At 66.1% G+C, this 18,130-nt stretch carries 20 protein-coding genes; 6 read left to right on the forward strand and 14 right to left on the reverse strand.

The genetic code is table 11. The features are described from left to right. Positions 1-643, forward strand: a 643-nt coding sequence (locus tag LGR69_RS26255; RefSeq protein WP_230367875.1) for an MFS transporter, incomplete at its 5' end; no start/stop codon positions are given. 162 nt (positions 644-805) lie between these two features. On the opposite strand, the gene LGR69_RS26260 is transcribed toward LGR69_RS26255, so the two are convergent. The 8 genes from LGR69_RS26260 to LGR69_RS26295 form a co-directional block, all read right to left on the reverse strand. Then, the gene (locus LGR69_RS26260; protein ID WP_307355876.1) at positions 806-1,132 is read right to left on the reverse strand and encodes a CobW C-terminal domain-containing protein; all 327 of its coding nucleotides are present in this window, start codon (positions 1,130-1,132) and stop codon (positions 806-808) included. After that, positions 1,113-1,484, reverse strand: a complete 372-nt coding sequence (locus LGR69_RS26265; RefSeq protein ID WP_230367876.1) for a hypothetical protein — start codon at positions 1,482-1,484, stop codon at positions 1,113-1,115. Before LGR69_RS26265 ends, LGR69_RS26260 begins: the two co-directional genes overlap by 20 nt. A gap of 461 nt (positions 1,485-1,945) precedes the next feature. Next, positions 1,946-2,848 carry an FAD:protein FMN transferase gene (locus LGR69_RS26270; RefSeq protein ID WP_230367877.1) on the reverse strand — a complete coding sequence of 301 codons (903 nt, stop codon included), beginning with the start codon at positions 2,846-2,848 and terminating at the stop codon, positions 1,946-1,948. 89 nt (positions 2,849-2,937) lie between these two features. Next, positions 2,938-3,741 (reverse strand): DUF4198 domain-containing protein, encoded by an 804-nt coding sequence (locus LGR69_RS26275; protein WP_230367878.1) that lies wholly within the window; start codon positions 3,739-3,741, stop codon positions 2,938-2,940. Between the two features lie 8 nt (positions 3,742-3,749). Continuing rightward, entirely contained in the window at positions 3,750-4,262 is a 513-nt protein-coding gene (locus LGR69_RS26280; RefSeq protein WP_230367879.1) for a DUF2271 domain-containing protein, read from the reverse strand. Positions 4,263-4,272: 10 nt separating this feature from the next. Further along, the gene (locus LGR69_RS26285; protein WP_230367880.1) at positions 4,273-4,935 is read right to left on the reverse strand and encodes a PepSY-associated TM helix domain-containing protein; all 663 of its coding nucleotides are present in this window, start codon (positions 4,933-4,935) and stop codon (positions 4,273-4,275) included. After that, the gene (locus LGR69_RS26290; RefSeq protein WP_230367881.1) at positions 4,932-5,615 is read right to left on the reverse strand and encodes a Fe2+-dependent dioxygenase; all 684 of its coding nucleotides are present in this window, start codon (positions 5,613-5,615) and stop codon (positions 4,932-4,934) included. The genes LGR69_RS26285 and LGR69_RS26290 overlap by 4 nt, the downstream gene beginning before the upstream one ends. A gap of 2 nt (positions 5,616-5,617) precedes the next feature. Continuing rightward, positions 5,618-7,798 (reverse strand): TonB-dependent receptor, encoded by a 2,181-nt coding sequence (locus LGR69_RS26295; protein ID WP_230367882.1) that lies wholly within the window; start codon positions 7,796-7,798, stop codon positions 5,618-5,620. 338 nt (positions 7,799-8,136) lie between these two features. Here LGR69_RS26295 and LGR69_RS26300 point away from each other — a divergent pair, with 338 nt between their 5' ends. After that, positions 8,137-9,003: a tetratricopeptide repeat protein gene (locus tag LGR69_RS26300; protein ID WP_230367883.1), complete on the forward strand. Its 867-nt coding sequence runs from the start codon at positions 8,137-8,139 to the stop codon at positions 9,001-9,003. Between the two features lie 285 nt (positions 9,004-9,288). Here LGR69_RS26300 and LGR69_RS26305 read toward each other — a convergent pair whose 3' ends face one another. From LGR69_RS26305 to LGR69_RS26315, 3 genes are all read right to left on the reverse strand, one after another. Then, positions 9,289-9,504: a hypothetical protein gene (locus LGR69_RS26305; protein WP_230367884.1), complete on the reverse strand. Its 216-nt coding sequence runs from the start codon at positions 9,502-9,504 to the stop codon at positions 9,289-9,291. 332 nt (positions 9,505-9,836) lie between these two features. Continuing rightward, entirely contained in the window at positions 9,837-10,544 is a 708-nt protein-coding gene (locus LGR69_RS26310; RefSeq protein ID WP_230367885.1) for an RNA-guided endonuclease InsQ/TnpB family protein, read from the reverse strand. A gap of 15 nt (positions 10,545-10,559) precedes the next feature. After that, positions 10,560-10,937 (reverse strand): hypothetical protein, encoded by a 378-nt coding sequence (locus LGR69_RS26315; protein WP_230367886.1) that lies wholly within the window; start codon positions 10,935-10,937, stop codon positions 10,560-10,562. 16 nt (positions 10,938-10,953) lie between these two features. Here LGR69_RS26315 and tnpA point away from each other — a divergent pair, with 16 nt between their 5' ends. Further along, the gene (tnpA, locus tag LGR69_RS26320; protein ID WP_230367887.1) at positions 10,954-11,361 is read left to right on the forward strand and encodes an IS200/IS605 family transposase; all 408 of its coding nucleotides are present in this window, start codon (positions 10,954-10,956) and stop codon (positions 11,359-11,361) included. A gap of 67 nt (positions 11,362-11,428) precedes the next feature. Here tnpA and LGR69_RS26325 read toward each other — a convergent pair whose 3' ends face one another. Genes LGR69_RS26325 through LGR69_RS26335 form a run of 3 tightly spaced genes read right to left on the reverse strand, consistent with a single transcriptional unit; the run spans position 11,429 to position 14,493 of the window. Continuing rightward, on the reverse strand, positions 11,429-12,268 hold the full coding sequence (locus tag LGR69_RS26325; protein ID WP_328505093.1) for an IclR family transcriptional regulator: 840 nt from the start codon (positions 12,266-12,268) through the stop codon (positions 11,429-11,431). Continuing rightward, positions 12,265-13,191, reverse strand: coding sequence for an SMP-30/gluconolactonase/LRE family protein (locus LGR69_RS26330; protein WP_230367889.1), 927 nt, complete (start codon positions 13,189-13,191; stop codon positions 12,265-12,267). The genes LGR69_RS26325 and LGR69_RS26330 overlap by 4 nt, the downstream gene beginning before the upstream one ends. 12 nt (positions 13,192-13,203) lie before the next feature. Then, complete coding sequence (locus LGR69_RS26335; protein WP_230367890.1) at positions 13,204-14,493, reverse strand: MFS transporter; 1,290 nt, start codon at positions 14,491-14,493, stop codon at positions 13,204-13,206. A gap of 291 nt (positions 14,494-14,784) precedes the next feature. On the opposite strand from LGR69_RS26335, the gene LGR69_RS26340 reads away from it, so the two are divergent. From LGR69_RS26340 to LGR69_RS26350, 3 genes are read left to right on the forward strand one after another with little or no spacing between them, the layout of a single operon-like run. Continuing rightward, positions 14,785-15,795, forward strand: coding sequence for an ABC transporter substrate-binding protein (locus tag LGR69_RS26340; protein WP_230367891.1), 1,011 nt, complete (start codon positions 14,785-14,787; stop codon positions 15,793-15,795). A gap of 46 nt (positions 15,796-15,841) precedes the next feature. Next, complete coding sequence (locus LGR69_RS26345) at positions 15,842-16,993, forward strand: acyl-CoA dehydrogenase family protein (RefSeq protein WP_230367892.1); 1,152 nt, start codon at positions 15,842-15,844, stop codon at positions 16,991-16,993. Then, the gene (locus LGR69_RS26350; RefSeq protein ID WP_230367893.1) at positions 16,990-18,120 is read left to right on the forward strand and encodes an acyl-CoA dehydrogenase family protein; all 1,131 of its coding nucleotides are present in this window, start codon (positions 16,990-16,992) and stop codon (positions 18,118-18,120) included. The genes LGR69_RS26345 and LGR69_RS26350 overlap by 4 nt, the downstream gene beginning before the upstream one ends. Positions 18,121-18,130: the final 10 nt, after the last annotated feature.

Raw genomic sequence — 18,130 nt, forward strand, 5'->3', positions numbered from 1 at the left:
GGCTTCAGCACCCTCCTGGAAGCATCGTCATCCCGGCCACTCAACCCCGCCTCAGACCATTTTCGGACGGGCTCTAAAGGACGCACGGATCTGGAAGCTCAGCGGCGTCTACTTCATGACCATTATCGGCCTGTACGGGATCAGTTTCTGGCTGCCGTCCATCGTCAAAGAATCCGGCATCAAAGACGTTGCGACGATCGGCTGGCTCTCGGCGATCCCCTACCTCGTCGCGATCCCGACCATCATCCTCACCGGCATCAGCGCCGACCGTACCCGCCGGCGACGGGCGCATTTTGCGGTTGCTCTGGCGTCCGGCGCCGTCGGCCTGGCGCTTGCCGGCTATGTCGGCCAGAGCCCAACCGCGGCGGTGGCATGCCTCTGCGTCGGCACGGCCGGCATGCTGTCGGCGCTGTCGCTGTTCTGGGGTGTTCCCTGCGCGTTCTTGGCTGGCACCTCGGCAGCGGCTGGCATCGCGACGATCAACTGCATCGGCAATCTCGCCGGGTTTGTTTCTCCCTACATGGTTGGCGGCCTGAACGTGCTTACAGGTGATCCGGCAATCGGTCTCTACGCCGTGGCCGCTTGCATGCTGGTGGGCGCGGGGCTGATCCGGATCATCCCGGCCTCGCTGGGCGACCGGTGACGGGACGTTTAAGGGGTGCATCCGCAAAGGTTGAGGCCGCTGCCGCGAATGTGAGGCGGCGGCCACCGAACAATCCGCGATTACTGCTGCAGGCCTTTTCGGTCGACGCGCCCTCGCGGGCATCGGCTTGCAGAGGTGGCGGCGGCCCGCTCGGGCTATCGCTCACGCCATGGTCCCTCGACCGGCGACACGGCGCGACATCGCCTGGAAGGCGTAGAACGAGGCCTCGATCCGGGTATGGTCCAGCCCGTTCACGACGAAGACGAGGCGCGACGTCCTGCGACCGTCCGGCCAGCGCTCCAGATGGATTGGCGAATGGACGAGACGCTGGACGCCGTGCACGGCCACCGGGCGCTCCTCACCCTCCAGGCTCATGATGCCCTTCACGCGGAAGACGTTCTCCCCGTGTCGGTCGAGGAGCATGGTCAGCCAGAGGCCGAAACCCGTCCAGTCGATGGGCTCCTCGATCTCAAGAGAGAAGGACGTCACCGGGGACTCTGCTCGGAACGTCCCGCCACGATGATGCGCGAGCGTTGCGGCGGGCGCGGCCGGCGCTCTCGAAGATCAGCGCGACGTACCAGCCGCGACCGACCTTGGTAAAGGTCGCGCCCAGGAGGCGCGCATCTTCGGGCAGCGACCGATCCGGGCAGAGCCGGATCGGTCGATCCATGCCTTTCAGGCGGATACGCTGATGCCGCAGATCGAGCCGTAGGCCTGTGATCTCGTAAAGTCCGAAGCTCCGCCACCGGCTCTTGGCCATGAAGCGGGGAAAGCCGGCCTTGCCGGCCCCGCGCTTCATCCGGCCGAAGTATCCGGTGAACGCGTCCTCGATGCGGGCCAAGGTCCATCGACCCATCGTCACTGGGTCCGCGCCGTGACCCGCCGGGTCCTCGGCACGGATGACCGTCAGCGAATTCTGCTGATCGAGACGCGTGATCGGCTTCTTCGCGAGCCGCCAAGCATCTCGGCGCTCCTGAAGCGCCGCGTTGTAGAGCAGACGCTGCCGCTCCAGCCGCTCGTCGAGCAGGCGGTGCTGCGCCCGGGTCGGGCGCAGCTTCTAGCGGTACGTCAGGATCACGGAGGCGACGCTACGGAACAGATCGCGAACCCGTCAAGTCGTCCTACCCGCCATCAACCCCAAATCACGAATGACCGAATAACCTAAATATCCCCAGTTCGACGCTTTGGATTAAGCCTGAGGCGCTGCCTCCGAGTTTTTCAACACAATCGGCCGAAAGCCGCCGGTCCGCTTCGGAGCACGCGCCCCAGGGAAGAAGACATATGTGCGACAGCCCCGTTGATCTAGTCGAGCATTGCACGCAAGCTCGGGCTTAGAACCTCGACGGACTGGGGACACCTCTTCGACAGGAAGCGAGCCGACAAGTTCGCCCGCGTTGCCAGTCGTGAGCCGCGCTCCAAACCGAGTGCCAGCAGCGCGGTGGCATAGGCGTCCGCCAGCATACACGACGAATGGAGCACACTCACGGCCAAGAGGCCTGTGTCGATCGGTTCTGCTCGATGCGGGTCGAGCGTATGGCCGAAGTGGCGCCCAGCGTTGACGAAGCAGCGGCGATACTCCCCGGACGTGGCCACCGCGAGGCCGTGCAGGGCAGCGACCATCTCCGGAACAGTGGCGTCGGGACTCTCCATGGCGCCCCACCAGGGGCTGCCATCCGGCTTCAGCCCAGAGCCTCGCAGTTCGCCGCCGATCTCGACAAGGTGGTCCGGTACACCTCTCTCTATTAGGAGCGCTGAGACGCGATCGACGGCGTAGCCCTTCGCGATGCCGGACAGATCGAGGCTGAGGCCGCCTGGCTGCCAGGCATCGCCCCTGGTGCGATCGAATCGAAGCTTCTGCCAGCCGCAGCAGGACGCTGCCTGGGCCAAGGCTTCAGGATCCGGCGGTACGGGAACCGGGCCCTGAGGACCGAAGCCCCAGAGGTCGACGAGGGCCCCGAGCGTCGGATCGAAGGCACCACTCGTCTCCTCCGCGATTGCAAGGGCCGCCTCCAGCACCTCCCTGAGCGCCCCCGGCAGGCTATGCAAGGTGCCGGATGGAGACCGGTTGAAGCGGCACAGCGCCGAGGCCGGCTCCCAGTGGCTCAGGTCCATCACGAGCCGGTCGAGAAGAACCGCGATCGCGGCGCCGAGCGATGCCGTCCTGCCGTGCGCGCCCGCCAAGCGCACGCTCCAGGTGGTGCCCATCGTGCAACCGCCCAGCGTCTCGACCGGACCTGAAGGCAGCCTCGACGCTGACGCGACCACTGCGGGAAGTATGACGCGACGCAAGACTTCTACGGGGGCAACACTTCGAGGGTGGCGTTGTAGACTGCACGGCGGCGCGCCTTCGGAACGGTAGCCTTGTCGTCCTGCACTTCCGCCCCAAGCCAGTAGAGGCCGGCCTCTGGCCACGTCACGCTGAAGGTGCCATCAGCGCCGGTCTTGAGCTTGATCTCGCCAATCTTGTTCCGATAGCGACCGCCGCCGCGCACAATTTCGACATCGACATTTGACGCAGGTGCGCCGTCGAGCAGCAGCGCGAAGCGCGCCACCTCTCCCGCCACGAGATTGTTTGGGTGGGTCTCGGGGCGCAGCTCCAGACCCCTGCCTGTCGGCTTGAGTGCCTCCGTGTTCGGCTTTCCCAACGTCAGGAAGGTCTCCGTGCGGTTCTGGGCCTGTGTGATGCGTACGTCGGTCGCTTCCTTCGGGACGACGCGTTCTAACTCTTCCGCTCGGCCACGCCACCGCTTCTGCTGACCGTCAAGCAGGTAGCTCGCGAACAGGAACTCGCCGGCCTCGCTCGCGCGGTATGTGCCAGGTTTGGTGAGGTGCAGATCGAAGGTGCTGCGTAGCCGGCCTGTCGCCGGGTTCTCGATCTTCACTGGAGTTCCGTCCGGTCCGGTGACCGTCAGCCCATCGAGACGCAGTGGATTGAATTCGAAAACGAAGAGATCGTTCGAGACAGCTGCATCCACAGTCGCCCAGGCCTCGACGCCGGAGAGAACGGTGGCCGAGGGCTGCATCCACAGTCTGTGCGCCTGTGCTGGACCGCCAAGGGCGAGATTGGCGAGCAGTAGGGCAGACAGTGTACGGTACATGGCAACACTCACGGCTTTGCGCTTAGGGTGACGGTGCCGAGTTCGGAGGTGCCCTTCGCCTCGGCAGCGGCGTTCGGGGCTGCCGGCCATGTGAGCGGAAGGCGGAGCACTTCGCGTTCACCGACCTCGCGCGCCGCTTCGACGGCAACCTCGTAGGTACCAGGCTTCAGGTCAGCGAACGGCGGGGTTGCTGTGTCGAAACTCAGCCGGTGCTCGCCTGCAGGCCGGGTCGCACCGCTCACGCCGTCTACAGGAAGGTCCGTCTCCCGGCCGATGCGGCGCCACCATTGACGCAGGTCCTTGAGCCATTTCGTCCCCTCGCCCCCGCGCTTTTTCAAATCGTACCAGACGGCCAGATTGGCCACCGCCTGCCCATCGGGGCCTTCGAGCCACACAGCGACGTAGGGGCGGTGATACTCCGACACGTCGAGCCGCGGGATCTGGATCCCGACGACGACTTCGCCGGCGCAAGCGGGCGCTACGAGCATGGTCGAGAACAGGGCCGTCACGGTGCGGCGCATGAGCGATCCTTCAGGCGTGGATGAACAGCAGCGCCACGAGAAGCGGCGCGAGGAGCCCCAGCCCGACGACGGGCCACGTCATGGGCCGGCGTCCGGCGTGGAAGTACAGGAGAACGAGCCCGGTCAGGCAGAACACGAGGCAGGTACTGGCAAACAGGTCGATGAACAGGGCCCAGGCCGGGCCGGTGTTTCGGCCCTTGTGCAAATCGTTGAGGTAGGAGATCCAGCCGCGGCTCGTCTCCTCGTGCACGACGGCCCCGCCGCGTCTATCGAAGCTGACGGAACCGTCGCCACCCGGGCGCGGCAGGGAGAGCAGCACCTCGCTGCGCGTCAGTTCGACTTCCCGTCCATCCGCGTCGACGCCGAGTGCATCGTTCAGCCAGGCGACGAGCTCGACCGACAGGTAAGCCCGCCCTGCATTCGGGAGAGCAGACAGCTCACCGCTCAGGGAGGCCGGCAGACGCGCCTCGCTGCTCGTCGTGTTCGGCCGACTCTCAAGACCGGAAGCGTGATTCAGGGTGATGCCGGTGATTGCGAACAGCAGCATGCCAACGAGGCACAGGCCGGAGCTGATCCAGTGCCACGCATAGAGCTGCTTCAGCCAGAACGCGCGTTGCGCGCGAGCTGCCTTACGCGGGGCAGCATCTGCCGCGGCCGCACCCTCCGCACTCACAGCTCGGCCCAGCGCCGCAGCAGATTGTGGTAGGTGCTGGTCAACGCAATCGCCGACGGGTGATCGTCGGTCAGCTCCGCACGCACACCGGTGATGCCTCGGTCGAGATCATAGAGCAGTGCCCGCTGGCCGTCGTCCTTGATCATGGACTGCGACCAGAAGAACGCCGACCAGCGTGAGCCCCGGGTGATCGGCTCGACCCGGTGCAAGGAAGTCGCCGGATAGACGATCATGTCGCCGGCCGGCAGCTTGACGGCGTGAGCCCCGAAGGTGTCCTCGATCACCAGCTCGCCGCCATCGTAGTCAGCAGGATCGGTGAGAAACAGCGTCGAGGACACATCGGCCCGCATGCGGATGCCGGCTCGCGGTATCATACGCACCGCGCCGTCGACATGGGCGCCGAAACCCATGCCCACGTCGTAACGATTGAACAGCGGCGGAAGCACCCGGTAGGGCAGCGCCGCCGCGTTGAACGGCCCCGAGCGCCCGAGGGCGCGCAGGATGAGCTCGCCGAGCTCACGCGCGACGGGCGCATCCTCCGGGATCTGCAGGTTGCGTTTGGCGCGGGCCGCCTGCGCTCCGGCGGTGACCCGCCCGTCAACCCAGTCCCCCGCCTCAAGGCGGGCGCGGCAATGGGCGATCTCCTCGGGTGTCAGGACCCCACGGATGTGAACGATCATGATCAGAACCGCGTGCCGAGGCTCACGAGCACGGTACGGCCCGAGGTCGGGATCGCCCGCGTCGAGAATGCACCGGCGTAGTTCAACTCGTCGGTGAGATTGTAGGCGTTGACCGCGACCCGGTAGTTCTCGGTCTCATAGGAGATCAGAGTGTCGAGTGAGAACGTCCCAGGAATGCGTGTGATGTTGTCGCTGGCGGGAAAGTAGCCGTCGTCGAAGCTGACGCCACCACCGATGGTGATCTTACCAGGCAGGTCCCACCATTGCCGCGTGTAAGCGGACATATCGTAGGTCGTCCACATCGTGAACGCGTTCTCGGGAACGTAGGGAGCGACCTTACCGACGTTCGCGCCCGATAGGACCTTGCCCTCCAGATGCGTGTAGCCGGCGAGAATGCTCCAGTCCGGCGTGATGCGCCCTGTCGCGGTGAGTTCGAAACCGTCCACGCGACGCCGTTCGCCCGCGTCGAGCGCGCCGAGGATCAGGCCGCCGGTGACGGGATCGATATCGAAGCTGTTACTCTTGTCGACGCGGAACAGGGCTGCGGCCAGTCCGAGACGTCCATCAAGGACGCTGACCTTGCCTCCGATCTCGTAGAGGTCGGTCTCCTCGGGCTTCAGCGCCGCGGTGCTCGGTATCTCGATGCCGGTCGAGTTGGCCACGTACTGACCTTGGGGTGAGAACCCCTTGGCGTAGGTGATGTAGTAGGTCTGATCCGGCGTCGGTTGCCAGATCGCAGAGCCTTTCGGGCTCACGCCGGTTGAGGCGGCCATGATGGTCGAGCCGAACAGGCCGGTGGTGGTGTTCGTGGTGGCGTATGAACTTACGAAGCGGTCAACACGGACGCCGCCCAGCAATGAGAATTGATCGGTCAGCCAGACGCGATCGCTGAAATAGCCCGCCAGATCAGCCCCATCGCCGACCCGGCGGCTGTTGAAGTTCCGATAATACGCGTAGCCGATCTGCCGAGGATCGGGCGTTAGCAGACGCTGGGTCGGTCGCGTGCCGAGAACCGCGAAGTTGGTGCGGTCGTCATTCTGATAGAAGGCGTCGATGCCGGCGACGACCTCGTGGCGCAGGAAGCCGGTATGGAACTTGGCGATCGCCGTCGTGACGTTCTGGGCTCCCCAGGCGTCCTGATCGAAGGCCGACCCGCCGCCGGCCGTGTAGGCGATCAGCGGATTGCTGCCGCCGAAGAAGCCGCTGATGCAGGCACCGGCACAGCTGGATGGGGTCGAGATAAAGTTGCGCGAGTAGAACGACAGCCGTGTGTCGTTGGTCACGGTGAGCCAGTCGGTGACCGTCCATTTCATCAGCGACGTCGCGAGATGGACGTTGGCGTTGTCGCGATCGGTCGCGCGGGCGTAGGACGTCGAGCGGTCAAGGCCGAACTCGGTGATCGGTTTTGCGTAGCGGTCACCAGGCCGGAGCACGACCGGGACGCCGTAGTCGGGTGTGCGCTCGCTACGCTGGAACAGGTAGTTCAAGTGCCAAGTCGTGTCGGTTCCCAGACCGAAGCCGAGCGAGGCGGCCAAGCCGTAGCGGTCGGACTTGATGTAGTCGCGGTCCTGGATGTCCTGCCGGTTGGCGACCCCGGTGATGCGGATTGCAGTGGTCTCGTCGATCTTGCGGTTGACGTCGAAGGTGCCGCGCGCGGTAGGGCCGCTGCCACCGAGAACGTCCACGGAGGTAAAATCGAAGGGCTGGGCGCGCTTCGAGACGATGTTGATCGCGCCGCCGGCCGTGCCGAGGCCAAGGGACTCTGAGGACGGCCCTTTGATGACGACGACATCTGCGATGTTGAAGCTGTCGCGAGCGTAGACGCCGAAATCGCGCAGACCGTCCAGATAGACGTCGTTCTTGGCCTGGAAGCCGCGGATGCGGAACTGGTCACCGTTGAGGCCGCCGTTACCTTCCCCGGAGGAGAGGGTAACGCCGGGGACGTTACGCAAGGCCTGCTCAAGGGTTGTGGCCTGCTGCTGGCGGATAACCTCGCCCGGCACGACTGAGATGGCCTGTGGCGTGTCCTGCACGCGGCCTGGGAAGCGGGAGAGCCCGAGATCGGCGTTCAGCGTGTTCGGCTGGCGCCCGTCGTACCCGACAACGCTGATCTCACCGAGCGCGATGGTCGCTGGCTCGCCGTCTTGAGGGGCGGGCTGTTGAGCGATGACGTCGAGGGGCATGAATGCTCCAAGGGTCGCAGCGAGGCCAACGCCGATCGAGCCTACTCCGCCCGCGTCCCTCAAAGACAACTCTGTACGCATCACCGGTCTCCGATATCCATTCGGGCATAGACGCTCACATCCGCGTGATGCAATAGATCGTCCTAAGTTCTTTGCTGATGGTGCGCCTTTGCAACAATCTAAAACGGTTCAAAGAACGGGATTAGGCACTCCCGAGTCCTACATTAAACCTATTCTAAACAGCGTGGGATGGAATGATTTCTGAAGTTGATCTCCACGTAACGCATGTCTCTAGCCGGGTGCCTGGTCCGACAGCGGCAGAGCCCGACGTTTGGGAGTTGCATCACAACAGCGAAGCCGATTGGCGCTGTATCCTTGACTGCCACCCGGAGCTGGCCGTTCGCTGGATACAGTTCGCGGCCGAGCGAGGCTTCAAGACCGCGCAGCTTGTGCTCGGTCAGATGCACCTGGATGGTCGTGGCGTTTCCTGCGACCCGGTGATTGCCTACAGCTGGTTCGAGAGAGCAGCGCGCATTGGCAGCCTCGACGCGCGAAACATGCTCGGGAGGTGTCATGAGTTCGGCTGGGGGGTGACGGCCGACCACGCGGCGGCGATGACCCATTACCGCAAAGCCGCAGCAGCCGGTCACCCGTGGGCCTTGTACAACGTCGGCTGTCTCCTTCTCTACGGTAAGGCTGAGCGCAATCACGCCAAGGCATTTCGCCATTTCATGGCAGCGACCGAGGCCGGTCACGCAGAGGCGCGAGCCAAAGCTTTCGGTTTACTTGGGCGCTGTCATGAGGAGGGTTGGGGCACACCGGTCGATCGAGCGGCCGCACTACGATGCTACCAGTTGGCGGCCGAGGGTGGCGACTGCTGGGGAGCGCTGAATCTGGGCCTCCTGGCGCTTGATGCTGGTCGCAAGGAGGTGGCGATGTGCGAACTGGAGCGGGCGGTGGCCCTTGCCACGCCACATGCACGCGACGCCATCGCCCGCACGCTGTCCAGACACCCAGACCCGGCTGTCGCGAAAGTGGTATCCCACATCGCGACGAGTCGGGCAGATCGGACCGCGGCGGCAAGCCAAACTCTCGATCCGCGATCCTTCCTGCATCGTCTGAACCTTCGGCACAGGGCTCAGTTCTGCCTTGCGCTGATTCTCGTTTTTGTCTTTGTGGCAAGAAGACAAGGTAAACTTTTGTAATCACAATTTAGCGCCTGGGTGGCGTTGATCAAGTGCAAGTATTGTTGCCGGTGCGGTGGGCATCCGTGCCTCGGCGTCCGGGCCGCCATCTCAGGTGACTCGCGAAATGCTGCGCGGTAGCTGTCAGGCAGGACCAAAGTGCTTCCTGGCGTCGGCGGCCTCCGCCGCAACCCCGAGACTGCGGACGCCGCGGCATCAAGGCGACGGTCTTTCACCTGATCCGGAGCCGCCTCACCTCCCTGCGGGAGGCGACCTCGAAGATGGCAAGGTCGCCCGTCTTGACGCTCACGACCAGGACGTGCCCGCCGTCCGCGGTGACGGCCAGACGGTGAGCGCGCCGCCGAGCCCGGTCTCCTCGAAGCCCGTCACCGTGCTCGTCTGCAAATCCACGACGGACAAGGTGCCATCGGGCGTCGCGGTCCAGAGCTCCCGCCCACTAGGCGAGACGTCGAACCCTTCGGCGGCCTTGCCCACGGGCAGGACCGTTTGGACCCAGTCCATGCGAGGCTTGGCGCTTGGCGGCAGCACGCCCGTTGGTGGCATGGCCGGCTGCAGGAGTTCGATGGCGAGGAGGCTCACGGTGCCGGAGCCGACTTTGGTCGCGTAGACGCGTTTCCCGTCCGGCGTCACGTGGATTATGTGGGTGGTGTCCTGGCCGGTGCCCAGGATTCAGTCGATCCGGCCCGTGGCCGGGTCGTGGCGGCCGATGGACTTGGACCCCTGCTCCGTGACCCAGAGCTTCCCATCGACGCAAGCGAGGCCGTTTGGACCGAGCAGCGGTGCCGAGTCTATTCAGTCGAAGACGCGGTTGGCCATAGTGATGTCTCCCTGGCTTAAAAGCCGGGGCTTTCATGCCCGGACGGGCACGGCGTCTCACATCCGAGACGAGCGATATTCCGAGCAGCGTTCTGGTCGCGGTCATGTTCCGCTCCGCACTCGCTGCACGTCCACCGCCTGACACTGAGACCGATCAGTCCGGTGGGGCCACTGAGGCAGCCACAGGATGAGCAGGTCCGGGTCGTGTTGGCTTCGTTCACCTCGGCATAGGCCACTCCTGCGTGATCGCATTTGTACCGTAGCATGCCGCGCAACATCGACCATCCGGCGTCGAGCACGCTCTTCGCCATCCGGGTCTTCGTCATCGCCGAGGCCGACACATCGCCGACCGTGATTTTGCGGGCACGATCCACCAGCGCCCGTGAGAACTTGTGAAGGACATCCTTCCGCCGATTGGCGCTCTTGGCGTGAATCGACTTCACCTGCCGCTTGCGCCTCTTACGCTGGGCCTCGGCTAGTTTCGGTTCGAGGTCGCGATAGAACCGGGCCTGTTCGAGTTCGGTGCCGTCCGAGCACTTCGCCACGGACTTCAGCCCGAGATCGATGCCGATGTCATCGCGCCCGCGGCGCTGCGAACGGGGCACCTCGCATACGAGGTTGCAGTACCAGCGGCCCCGCGCGTCTTGGGAGAAGTTGCCTGACTTGATCCGGCCTTCGACGGTGCGGTGCAGCCACAGGCGGAAGCGCTGGCCACGCAGGAGCACGGTTGCCCCGTCGAGCTAGATGTCTTGGTTCGTGAACGGCACCCACCCGAGCGCCCGCTTGGGCCCACGGCTCGCGCGCCAGCGCAGCTTCGGACGGCGCGCAGCCTTCCGTTTCATGACGAACTCGTCGATCACCTCTTGCACGACCTGCGACGGAAGGCCGAGCAGCTTGCCACTGCCCTTGGTCAGGTCGCGAAGCTGCTTCTTGGCCGCCCAGATCGGACCACGCTGTGCCGAGCGCATGCTGATCTCGTTGACGTAGTTCCAGACCGTATTGACCGCATCGCCGAGCGCGATCAGCCGCTTGCCGCTCGTCGCGTCCTTGACGCGAGAGCTGAAGGTCTTCAGACCCGTTTGGTCTGTCAGGGTGGTCACGCTCTTGATATAGGGCATCGAGACGGTTTGGTCTATGGAGCTTCGCACCGGGCGGCACGTCGTCTTCACCCTGCACGCCCACCTCGTGTTCACGACGAAGCGGCGGGGCAAGGTGCTGACCCGTGCGCACCTCGACCGGCTCCAAGCGATCTTCGCCAGCGTGTGTGCGGACTTCGAGGTCGAGTTGCGCGAGTTCAACGGCGAGCGGGACCACGTTCACCTGCTGGTCTTCTATCCGCCGAAGGTTCGGCTCTCGGAACTGGTCAACAGCTTGAAGGGCGTGTCGAGCCGCCTGCTGAAGAAGGAGTTCCCCGAGATCGCCTCGTTCTGGTCTGTCAGGAAGAGCCGGGGCGTGTTGTGGACACCGAGCTACTTCGCCGGGTCGGTGGGCGGCGCCCCTCTCTCGATCCTGAAGCAGTACATCGAGAACCAAGATCGCTGATCGCGGCTGTCGCCGCGAGCGCGCCTACATCCTCTCCCTGAAGGAAGAGGGATTGGCGCGCGTTCCGCTAATCCATATGCACCAGGAAGCGGGCGATCGCATCCTGGATCGTGGCGACGATGTGAGCCTCCCGTCGCTCGAACTCGTCGACCAATCCGGAGATCGCGACAGCGAGAGGCCGGCCTTTCCGGTCGATGCGCTTGGGCAGCGGCACTGCAATAGATCCGGCGCCGGGTGTGACGAGACCGCGGGAGAAGAAGTGCCCGTCTCTCCGCACTCGCGCCAGATTAGCCATGACGGCGGCTACCTGGATCGGCGGCTGTTCGGCCATTGCCTCCGCATTCGTGCGGCGCACGAGCGGACTGATCTCGGCGTCGGGGCTGTCTGCGAGGAGCGCAGTGCCTGTAGCCGACCACACAACGAGGCGGCGCGTGCCGGTCGGGACGTGGAAGCGCATAGCGGTGCGCGCCTGCAAGACGTGGACGTACTGCGAGAAGATCGCGTTGCGTGCGGCAAGGATCACCGTGCCGCCCGTGCGCTCCGACAGGTGCTCAAGCATGCGCACGAGGCTCCCGTCCCGCACGGGCCCCTTGTCAAGCCACGCGCCAAGCAGCGCAACGCGCGGGGATGGCAGAAAACTGCGGCTCCCGGCGTCGTAATCGAGGTAGCCCATCTGGGCGAGGCACTTCAGAAGGACCGAAGTCGAGGATTGCGGAAAGTTCAGCCGTTCGGCGATCTCGGAGACCCTGGCCTCGCGCTGGATCTCGTCGAACATCTCTAGGATCTGGAGCACTCGCCCCGCCGACTTCACGAGAGCCAGACTGGAACCGACCGCGTCGGCGCCCACCGTTAGATCGGTGCCTAGTTCGCCGGCCCGATCGCGTGCAGGACGGCCAAGCTCTGTCACACGTGCCTCCGCGTTGCGTGGGAGGCCATCGGCTGCCCCGGATACGGCATCAGTGCGCTCAGGACCGTCCCGCGACCCGAGTCCGTGATGAACAATTCGCGGCCATCCGCGCCGCCAAAGGCGATGTTAGTCCAGAGTGAGTCGGCCGGCGCCTCGACCAAGTGTGTCGGTCGGCCCCGCGCATCGAAGCGCCAGACGCCGATGCCCACGTGACAAACGCACAGGCCGCCCTCGATGTCGAGGGCGAGACCGTCCGGCCCGGCCGCGCCCCCGGATAGTTGCACGAACAGACCAACCTTCGACACGCCTCCGTCCTGCATCAGCGGTAGACGCCAGACCGCGTTGGCACGGGTTGCCGCCACGAGGAGGTGCGTACCAGCGCGGTTTAAAACGAGGCCGTTCGGACTCGGAACGGTGCCAATGAGGCAGTCGAGCCCGCGCGTCTCGCTCCACCGGTAAACGCGACCCGTCGGATCCTGGAGGCCGGTCTGACCCTGATCGGTGAAGTAGAGCGCGCCGTCAGGACCGAAGTATAGGTCATTGCATCCCTTGAACCCTTCGCAGCGGTAGCTGTCCAGCACCGTCTCGGCGGCGCCCGTCGCCGGGTCGACCCGGAGGATCCCACGGCGGTAATCAGCCACAACGAGGTAGCCGTCGGGATGGACTTTCAGCCCATTCGGCCAACCGTCGTACTCTGCGACGAGATCCCACGCGGCGTCGGGCCGGATCCGGAAGATACGCCCGAACGGAATATCGACGACATAGAGGTTACCGCTTCGGTCGAAGCTCGGGCCTTCGAGGAACGAGGTCAGGGCGTGAGCGGCGAAGTTGATCCGGCCCCAGCTGCTGTCGCGGCGCCCCTTGAAGCGCTCAGGCAAGCTGGCGAACGGTCTGGCCGCGATGATTTCTGGAGGCGGGTACATCCCTACGTCTCCTCATGCGGCGTGGAGTATGCGCCCGCGCGTCTCCGGCAGGAGCAGCGCACCGACCAGCAGCAGCGCATAGGCACCGCACGCGAACACGGCGATCGCCGTTCCCAGCGAGAGCGTCGACGACAAATAGCCAATAAGCGTCGGGAACAAGGCGCCGAGACCGCGGCCAGCGTTGTAGCAGAAACCCTGCGCCGAGCCGCGGATCCGGGTCGGGAACAGCTCAGTAAAGAAGGCCCCCACGCCTGAGAGGTAGCCGGAGGCGAAGAAGCCGAGGGGAAAGCCGAGTAGCCAGATGAACTGTGCCGACATCGGAACCTGCGTGTAGACCAGGACTGTCGCGACCGCGCCCACGGCAAACCCGACGAACAGTTTGCGCCGCCCGAACCGGTCTGAGATCCATGCCCCGGCGAGATAGCCGGTGAACGAACCGAGGATCAGGAAGGCGAGGTAACCGGTCGAGCCGACCACTGAGATCTTGCGCTCGACTTGAAGATAGGTCGGCAGCCATGTGGTCACCGCGTAGTAACCCCCCTGAGCACCGGTGCCGAACATCGCCGCGAGCAGCGTGGTGCGCAGGACGCCGGGACCGAAGATCTCCCAAATCTTCGGCCGGTCACCGATCGCAGCCGCGGCGGCGCGGGTTTCGGCTGCGACCTGCGGCTCCTCGACGTAGCGGCGCAGGTAGAACACTAGCAAGGCCGGCAGCGCGCCGATCGCGAACATCCACCGCCACGCATTCTCGGGTGGCAGTAGCGAGAACAGGACGGCCTGGGCGAGAACGGCGAGTCCCCAGCCAACGGCCCAACCAGACTGAACGGAGCCAACGGCGCGTCCCCGATACTGTGCTCGGATCGCCTCGCCCATGAGGACAGCCCCGGCCGCCCATTCTCCGCCGAAGCCGAGCCCAAGCAGGGCGCGCGCGACGAGTAACTGCTCGAAGGTCTGCACGAAGGCGCAGATCAGCGAGAATGCAGAGAACCACAGGATGGTGATTTGCAGCATCCTCACTCGGCCCACCCGGTCGGCGAAGTACCCGGTGAGCCAGCCGCCCAGGGCGGAGGCGAGCAGCGTGGCCGTCACGGCGAGGCCTGCCGAGCCGCGGTCGACACCCATCTGCTGGATGATCGTGCCGACCACCAGTGGGTAGATCATGTAGTCCATGCCGTCGAGCGCCCAGCCCGCTGCGCAGGCCCAGAAGGTCCGTCGCTCGGGCACCGTCATGTCGCGGTAGAAGGCTGTGAGGCTAGTGTCGCCGTCTGCCGGCGCAGAGGCGGTGAGGGCTGCCGTAGTCATCGCGACGCACTCCAGATGAGCGTTTCCTCGACTCGCGTGATCCGGGCGTCTGCGACCCGATCTCACGTTGCTCACTATGATCGCGTCGGAGCCGTATTCCATACTTGCTCGGCAATATTACACATATGATGGCTATCCTTTCCATCACATATGTGATATTTATTGCCACATCTGCGATGACGGTTGAAGCTCGATAAAGCCTCTGCCCTAATCTTCACCAGCGGCGGGCGGCGAGTGCGGCCAGTGCTGGAAACCGCGCGACGAGCGCAGCCCCGTCCGGGAGGAATGTCGATGCCGATCCGCCTCGCGGCCGTCTCCGTGCGCCTCCTCATCGCCGTGCTGATGCTTCCGGTCGTCGGGGGTGCGGTTCGCGCCGAGACAACATCAGTCCGCATCGGCCTCCAATACGGCCTCGTCTACTTGCCGGTGATGATCGCGCAGAGCGAGGGGCTGTTCGACAAGCGCGCCAAGGCGGCGGGGCTCGACGGGTTGTCGGTTACGCTGACCCGCTTCAGCGGCTCGACGGCGATGAACGACGCGCTGCTCTCCGACAGCGTTGAGCTCGGCACACTCGGGGCGGCCGGTGCCCTGATAGCCTGGGACAAGACGCGCGGGCGCCAGCAGATCAAGAGCCTCACCGCCCTGAGCTCGGTTGTCTACACGCTGTTCACCGGCAAGCCCGGCGTCGCCGCGCTGAAGGATTTCACCTTCGGCGACAAGGTCGCGGTCCCGGCCTTCAACTCGCCCCAGGCGATCCTGCTGCGGGTCGCAGCGGCCCAGCAGCTCGGCGATCCGGCCAGAGCGGATACGCTGATGGTGAGCCTGCCCCACCCCGACGCCACCGCGGCCATGCGCGCTGGGCAAGGGATTGCTGGCTACTTCTCGACGCCACCGTTCACCCAGGTCCTGCGGGCGGATCCCAAGCTCCGGGCGATCATGACCTCGACCGGCCTGATCGGCGACGGCGACCCTACCGCCGCGACCTTGAACGCCAAGCAGGGCTTCGTCGAGGCGAACCCAAAGGTCGCGCAGGCGATCCTCGCCGGCATGGAGGACGCAGTGGCGTTGATCCGCAGCGATCCGAAGCGTGCGGCGTCGATCTATCTCGCCTCCGAGCAGGTTCAGATCGATCGGGCCCAGGTCGAGACGATCCTGACCGACGGGTCCATCATCTACGACGTGGCCCCAAAAGGCATGGTCAACCTCGCCAAGGCGATGGCGGCGCAGGGATTCCTGCGCAAGCTGCCGACCGACTGGCAGGAGATCTTCTTCCCGGCGCTCAAGGATCGCGACGGGAGCTGAGTGAGCCGCTCAGGCGACCGCTGATCCGACAGACTACGGAGCATTGATGCAAAGCTTTCGCTTCAGCGCCGAAAAGCTGCCGGCCGAGGCCGAGGAGACCCGCGTGGCCATCCGCGCCTTCCTCGACGGCGAGTTGGAGGCCGGGCGCTTCGTGCCGCACCGGACCTCGTGGACGACCTTCGACGCCGGCTTCAGCCGGCGCGCCGGGGCGGCCGGGTTCATTGGCCTGACCATGCCGAAGGCATATGGCGGCCACGACCGCTCCGGGCTCGTCCGCTTCGTCGTCACCGAGGAGATGCTAGCGGCTGGCGCACCCTGCGGCGCGCATTGGATCGCCGATCGCCAGTCGGGCCCGCAGATCCTGCGGCACGGGACCGAGGCGGCCAAGCGGGCGATCCTGCCGGGCATCTGCCGCGGCGAATGTTCCTTCGGCATCGGGATGAGCGAACCGAATTCCGGCTCCGACCTCGCCGCCGTGCGGACCCGCGCGGTGCGCGACGGTGACGATTGGGTGATCAACGGCTCCAAGATCTGGACGACGAACGCCCATCAGGTCGACTACCTGCTGGCCCTGGTCCGGACGGGGGAGCCCGGGCCGGACCGGCACGGCGGGCTGACCCAGTTCATCGTCGACATGGCGGTACCTGGGGTGACGGTGCGGCCGATCCTCGACCTGTCGGGCCACCACGAGTTCAACGAGGTGTTCTTCACTGACTACCGCGTCCCCGACGCGATGAGGGTCGGCGCGGAGGGCGCGGGCTGGGATCTGGTCACGGAAGAGCTCGCCTTCGAGCGCTCGGGACCCGACCGCTTCCTGTCGGATTACCGGCTGCTCGTCGAGCTCATCGACCGGATCGGGCCGGACCCGGACCGGTTCCAGGCGGTCGAGACTGGGCGGATGGTGGCGCAACTCACGGCGCTGCTGGGAATGTCGGCCTCGGTGGCCCGCCTCCTCGACCAGGGCATCGTGCCGGGCGTCGAGGCGGCTCTGGTCAAGGATGTCGGCAACGGCTTCGAGCGTGCGGTGCCGGAGATCGCCCGGCGCCTCGTGCCGGTCGAGCCGAGCCTCACCGCGCAGGGCGACGCCTTCCGCGAGGCGCTGGGCGGCGTAACCCTGCGGGCGCCGTCCTTCACGCTGCGAGGCGGGACCCGCGAGGTCCTGCGCGGCGTCATCGCCCGGGGGCTGGGGCTGCGATGAGCGGGACCGGACACGCGGCGGACGATCTCGGCGACGAGCTCGCTGCGATCATCCTGGATCAGGTCGAGCGGCTGCTCGCCCAGCACCTCACGCCGGCACTGCTGGCGGCTTGCGACGGGGCTGCGGGAGCGGCCTCCTGGCCCGTGGGTCTCTGGACGGCGCTCACTGAGAGCGGCCTGCCGCTGGCGCTGGTGCCCGAGGCGGCCGGCGGGATCGGCCTAGAGGCCGCCACCGTCGCCCGGCTGATCCGACGCTGCGGCCGGGCCGCCCTGCCCCTGTCTTTGCCCGAGACCATCGTCGGCGCGGCGCTTTGGGCCTCGGTGGACGGGAACGTGAACGAGGATGCAGTGGCTCTGGTCCCGGGCGGCAGCACCGTGCGGCTAGTGCGCCAAGGCGACGGTTTCGTCCTGGACGGAAGGGTCGCGCAGGTGCCCTGGGGCGGTTCGGTCGCCGCCCTCCTCCTCGACGCCGTCGATGCGGCGGGTGTCCCGCAGCTCGTGCGGATCGCCGGGCCCGGCACGATCTGCGACACGCACCACAATCTTGCGGGCGAGCCGCGCGACACCCTCGACCTGACGGGTTGCACCGTCGCCGCCGAGGATGTCCGCGCCGCGCCGGTCTGGGCGACCGGAGCGGGCGTGTCGTCCGTCGAATCTGTCGGCGCCTGGGTCCGGGCGCAGCAGATGGTGGGCGCCCTGGAGACCTGCCTCGGCTCGGCCCTCGATCACGCCCAGGAGCGGCAGCAATTCGGGCGTCCACTCGCCAAGTTCCAGGCGATCCAGCACATGCTGGCCGAGGCCGCGGGCCACGTCGCGGCGGCGAGCGCGGCCGCCGATCTCGCGGCCGCCTGCTGGGGCGACCCGCGCTTCGTCCTCGCCACCGCCATCGCGAAGGCGCGCTGCGGCGAGGCGGCGGGCCACGTAGTCGCGATCGGCCACCAGATCCACGGGGCCATGGGCTTCACCCAGGAGCACCCGCTCCACCGCGCGACGCGGCGGCTCTGGTCCTGGCGCGACGAGTTCGGATCCGACGCCCTCTGGCAGGAGCGGATCGGGCGCGCGGTCTGCGCGGGCGGCGGCGCGGCCCTCTGGCCGATGCTGGTCCGGCTCCGGGGCGGCGCCGGCTGAGATGGGAGAG

The sequence above is a fragment of the Methylobacterium brachiatum genome (genome assembly GCF_020523825.1).
GTDB classification, from domain to species: Bacteria; Pseudomonadota; Alphaproteobacteria; order Rhizobiales; family Beijerinckiaceae; genus Methylobacterium; species Methylobacterium brachiatum.

Coding starts and splice junctions, on each gene's coding strand:
- LGR69_RS26305 (WP_230367884.1), bottom strand. CDS start 9,504: ATGGACTGGGTCCAAACGGTCCTGCCCGTGGGCAAGGCCGCCGAAGGG.
- LGR69_RS26295 (WP_230367882.1), bottom strand. CDS start 7,798: ATGCCCCTCGACGTCATCGCTCAACAGCCCGCCCCTCAAGACGGCGAG.
- tnpA (WP_230367887.1), top strand. CDS start 10,954: ATGGAGCTTCGCACCGGGCGGCACGTCGTCTTCACCCTGCACGCCCAC.
- LGR69_RS26345 (WP_230367892.1), top strand. CDS start 15,842: ATGCAAAGCTTTCGCTTCAGCGCCGAAAAGCTGCCGGCCGAGGCCGAG.
- LGR69_RS26280 (WP_230367879.1), bottom strand. CDS start 4,262: ATGCGCCGCACCGTGACGGCCCTGTTCTCGACCATGCTCGTAGCGCCC.
- LGR69_RS26330 (WP_230367889.1), bottom strand. CDS start 13,191: ATGTACCCGCCTCCAGAAATCATCGCGGCCAGACCGTTCGCCAGCTTG.
- LGR69_RS26350 (WP_230367893.1), top strand. CDS start 16,990: ATGAGCGGGACCGGACACGCGGCGGACGATCTCGGCGACGAGCTCGCT.
- LGR69_RS26340 (WP_230367891.1), top strand. CDS start 14,785: ATGCCGATCCGCCTCGCGGCCGTCTCCGTGCGCCTCCTCATCGCCGTG.
- LGR69_RS26335 (WP_230367890.1), bottom strand. CDS start 14,493: ATGACTACGGCAGCCCTCACCGCCTCTGCGCCGGCAGACGGCGACACT.
- LGR69_RS26275 (WP_230367878.1), bottom strand. CDS start 3,741: ATGTACCGTACACTGTCTGCCCTACTGCTCGCCAATCTCGCCCTTGGC.
- LGR69_RS26270 (WP_230367877.1), bottom strand. CDS start 2,848: ATGGGCACCACCTGGAGCGTGCGCTTGGCGGGCGCGCACGGCAGGACG.
- LGR69_RS26315 (WP_230367886.1), bottom strand. CDS start 10,937: ATGCCCTATATCAAGAGCGTGACCACCCTGACAGACCAAACGGGTCTG.
- LGR69_RS26290 (WP_230367881.1), bottom strand. CDS start 5,615: ATGATCGTTCACATCCGTGGGGTCCTGACACCCGAGGAGATCGCCCAT.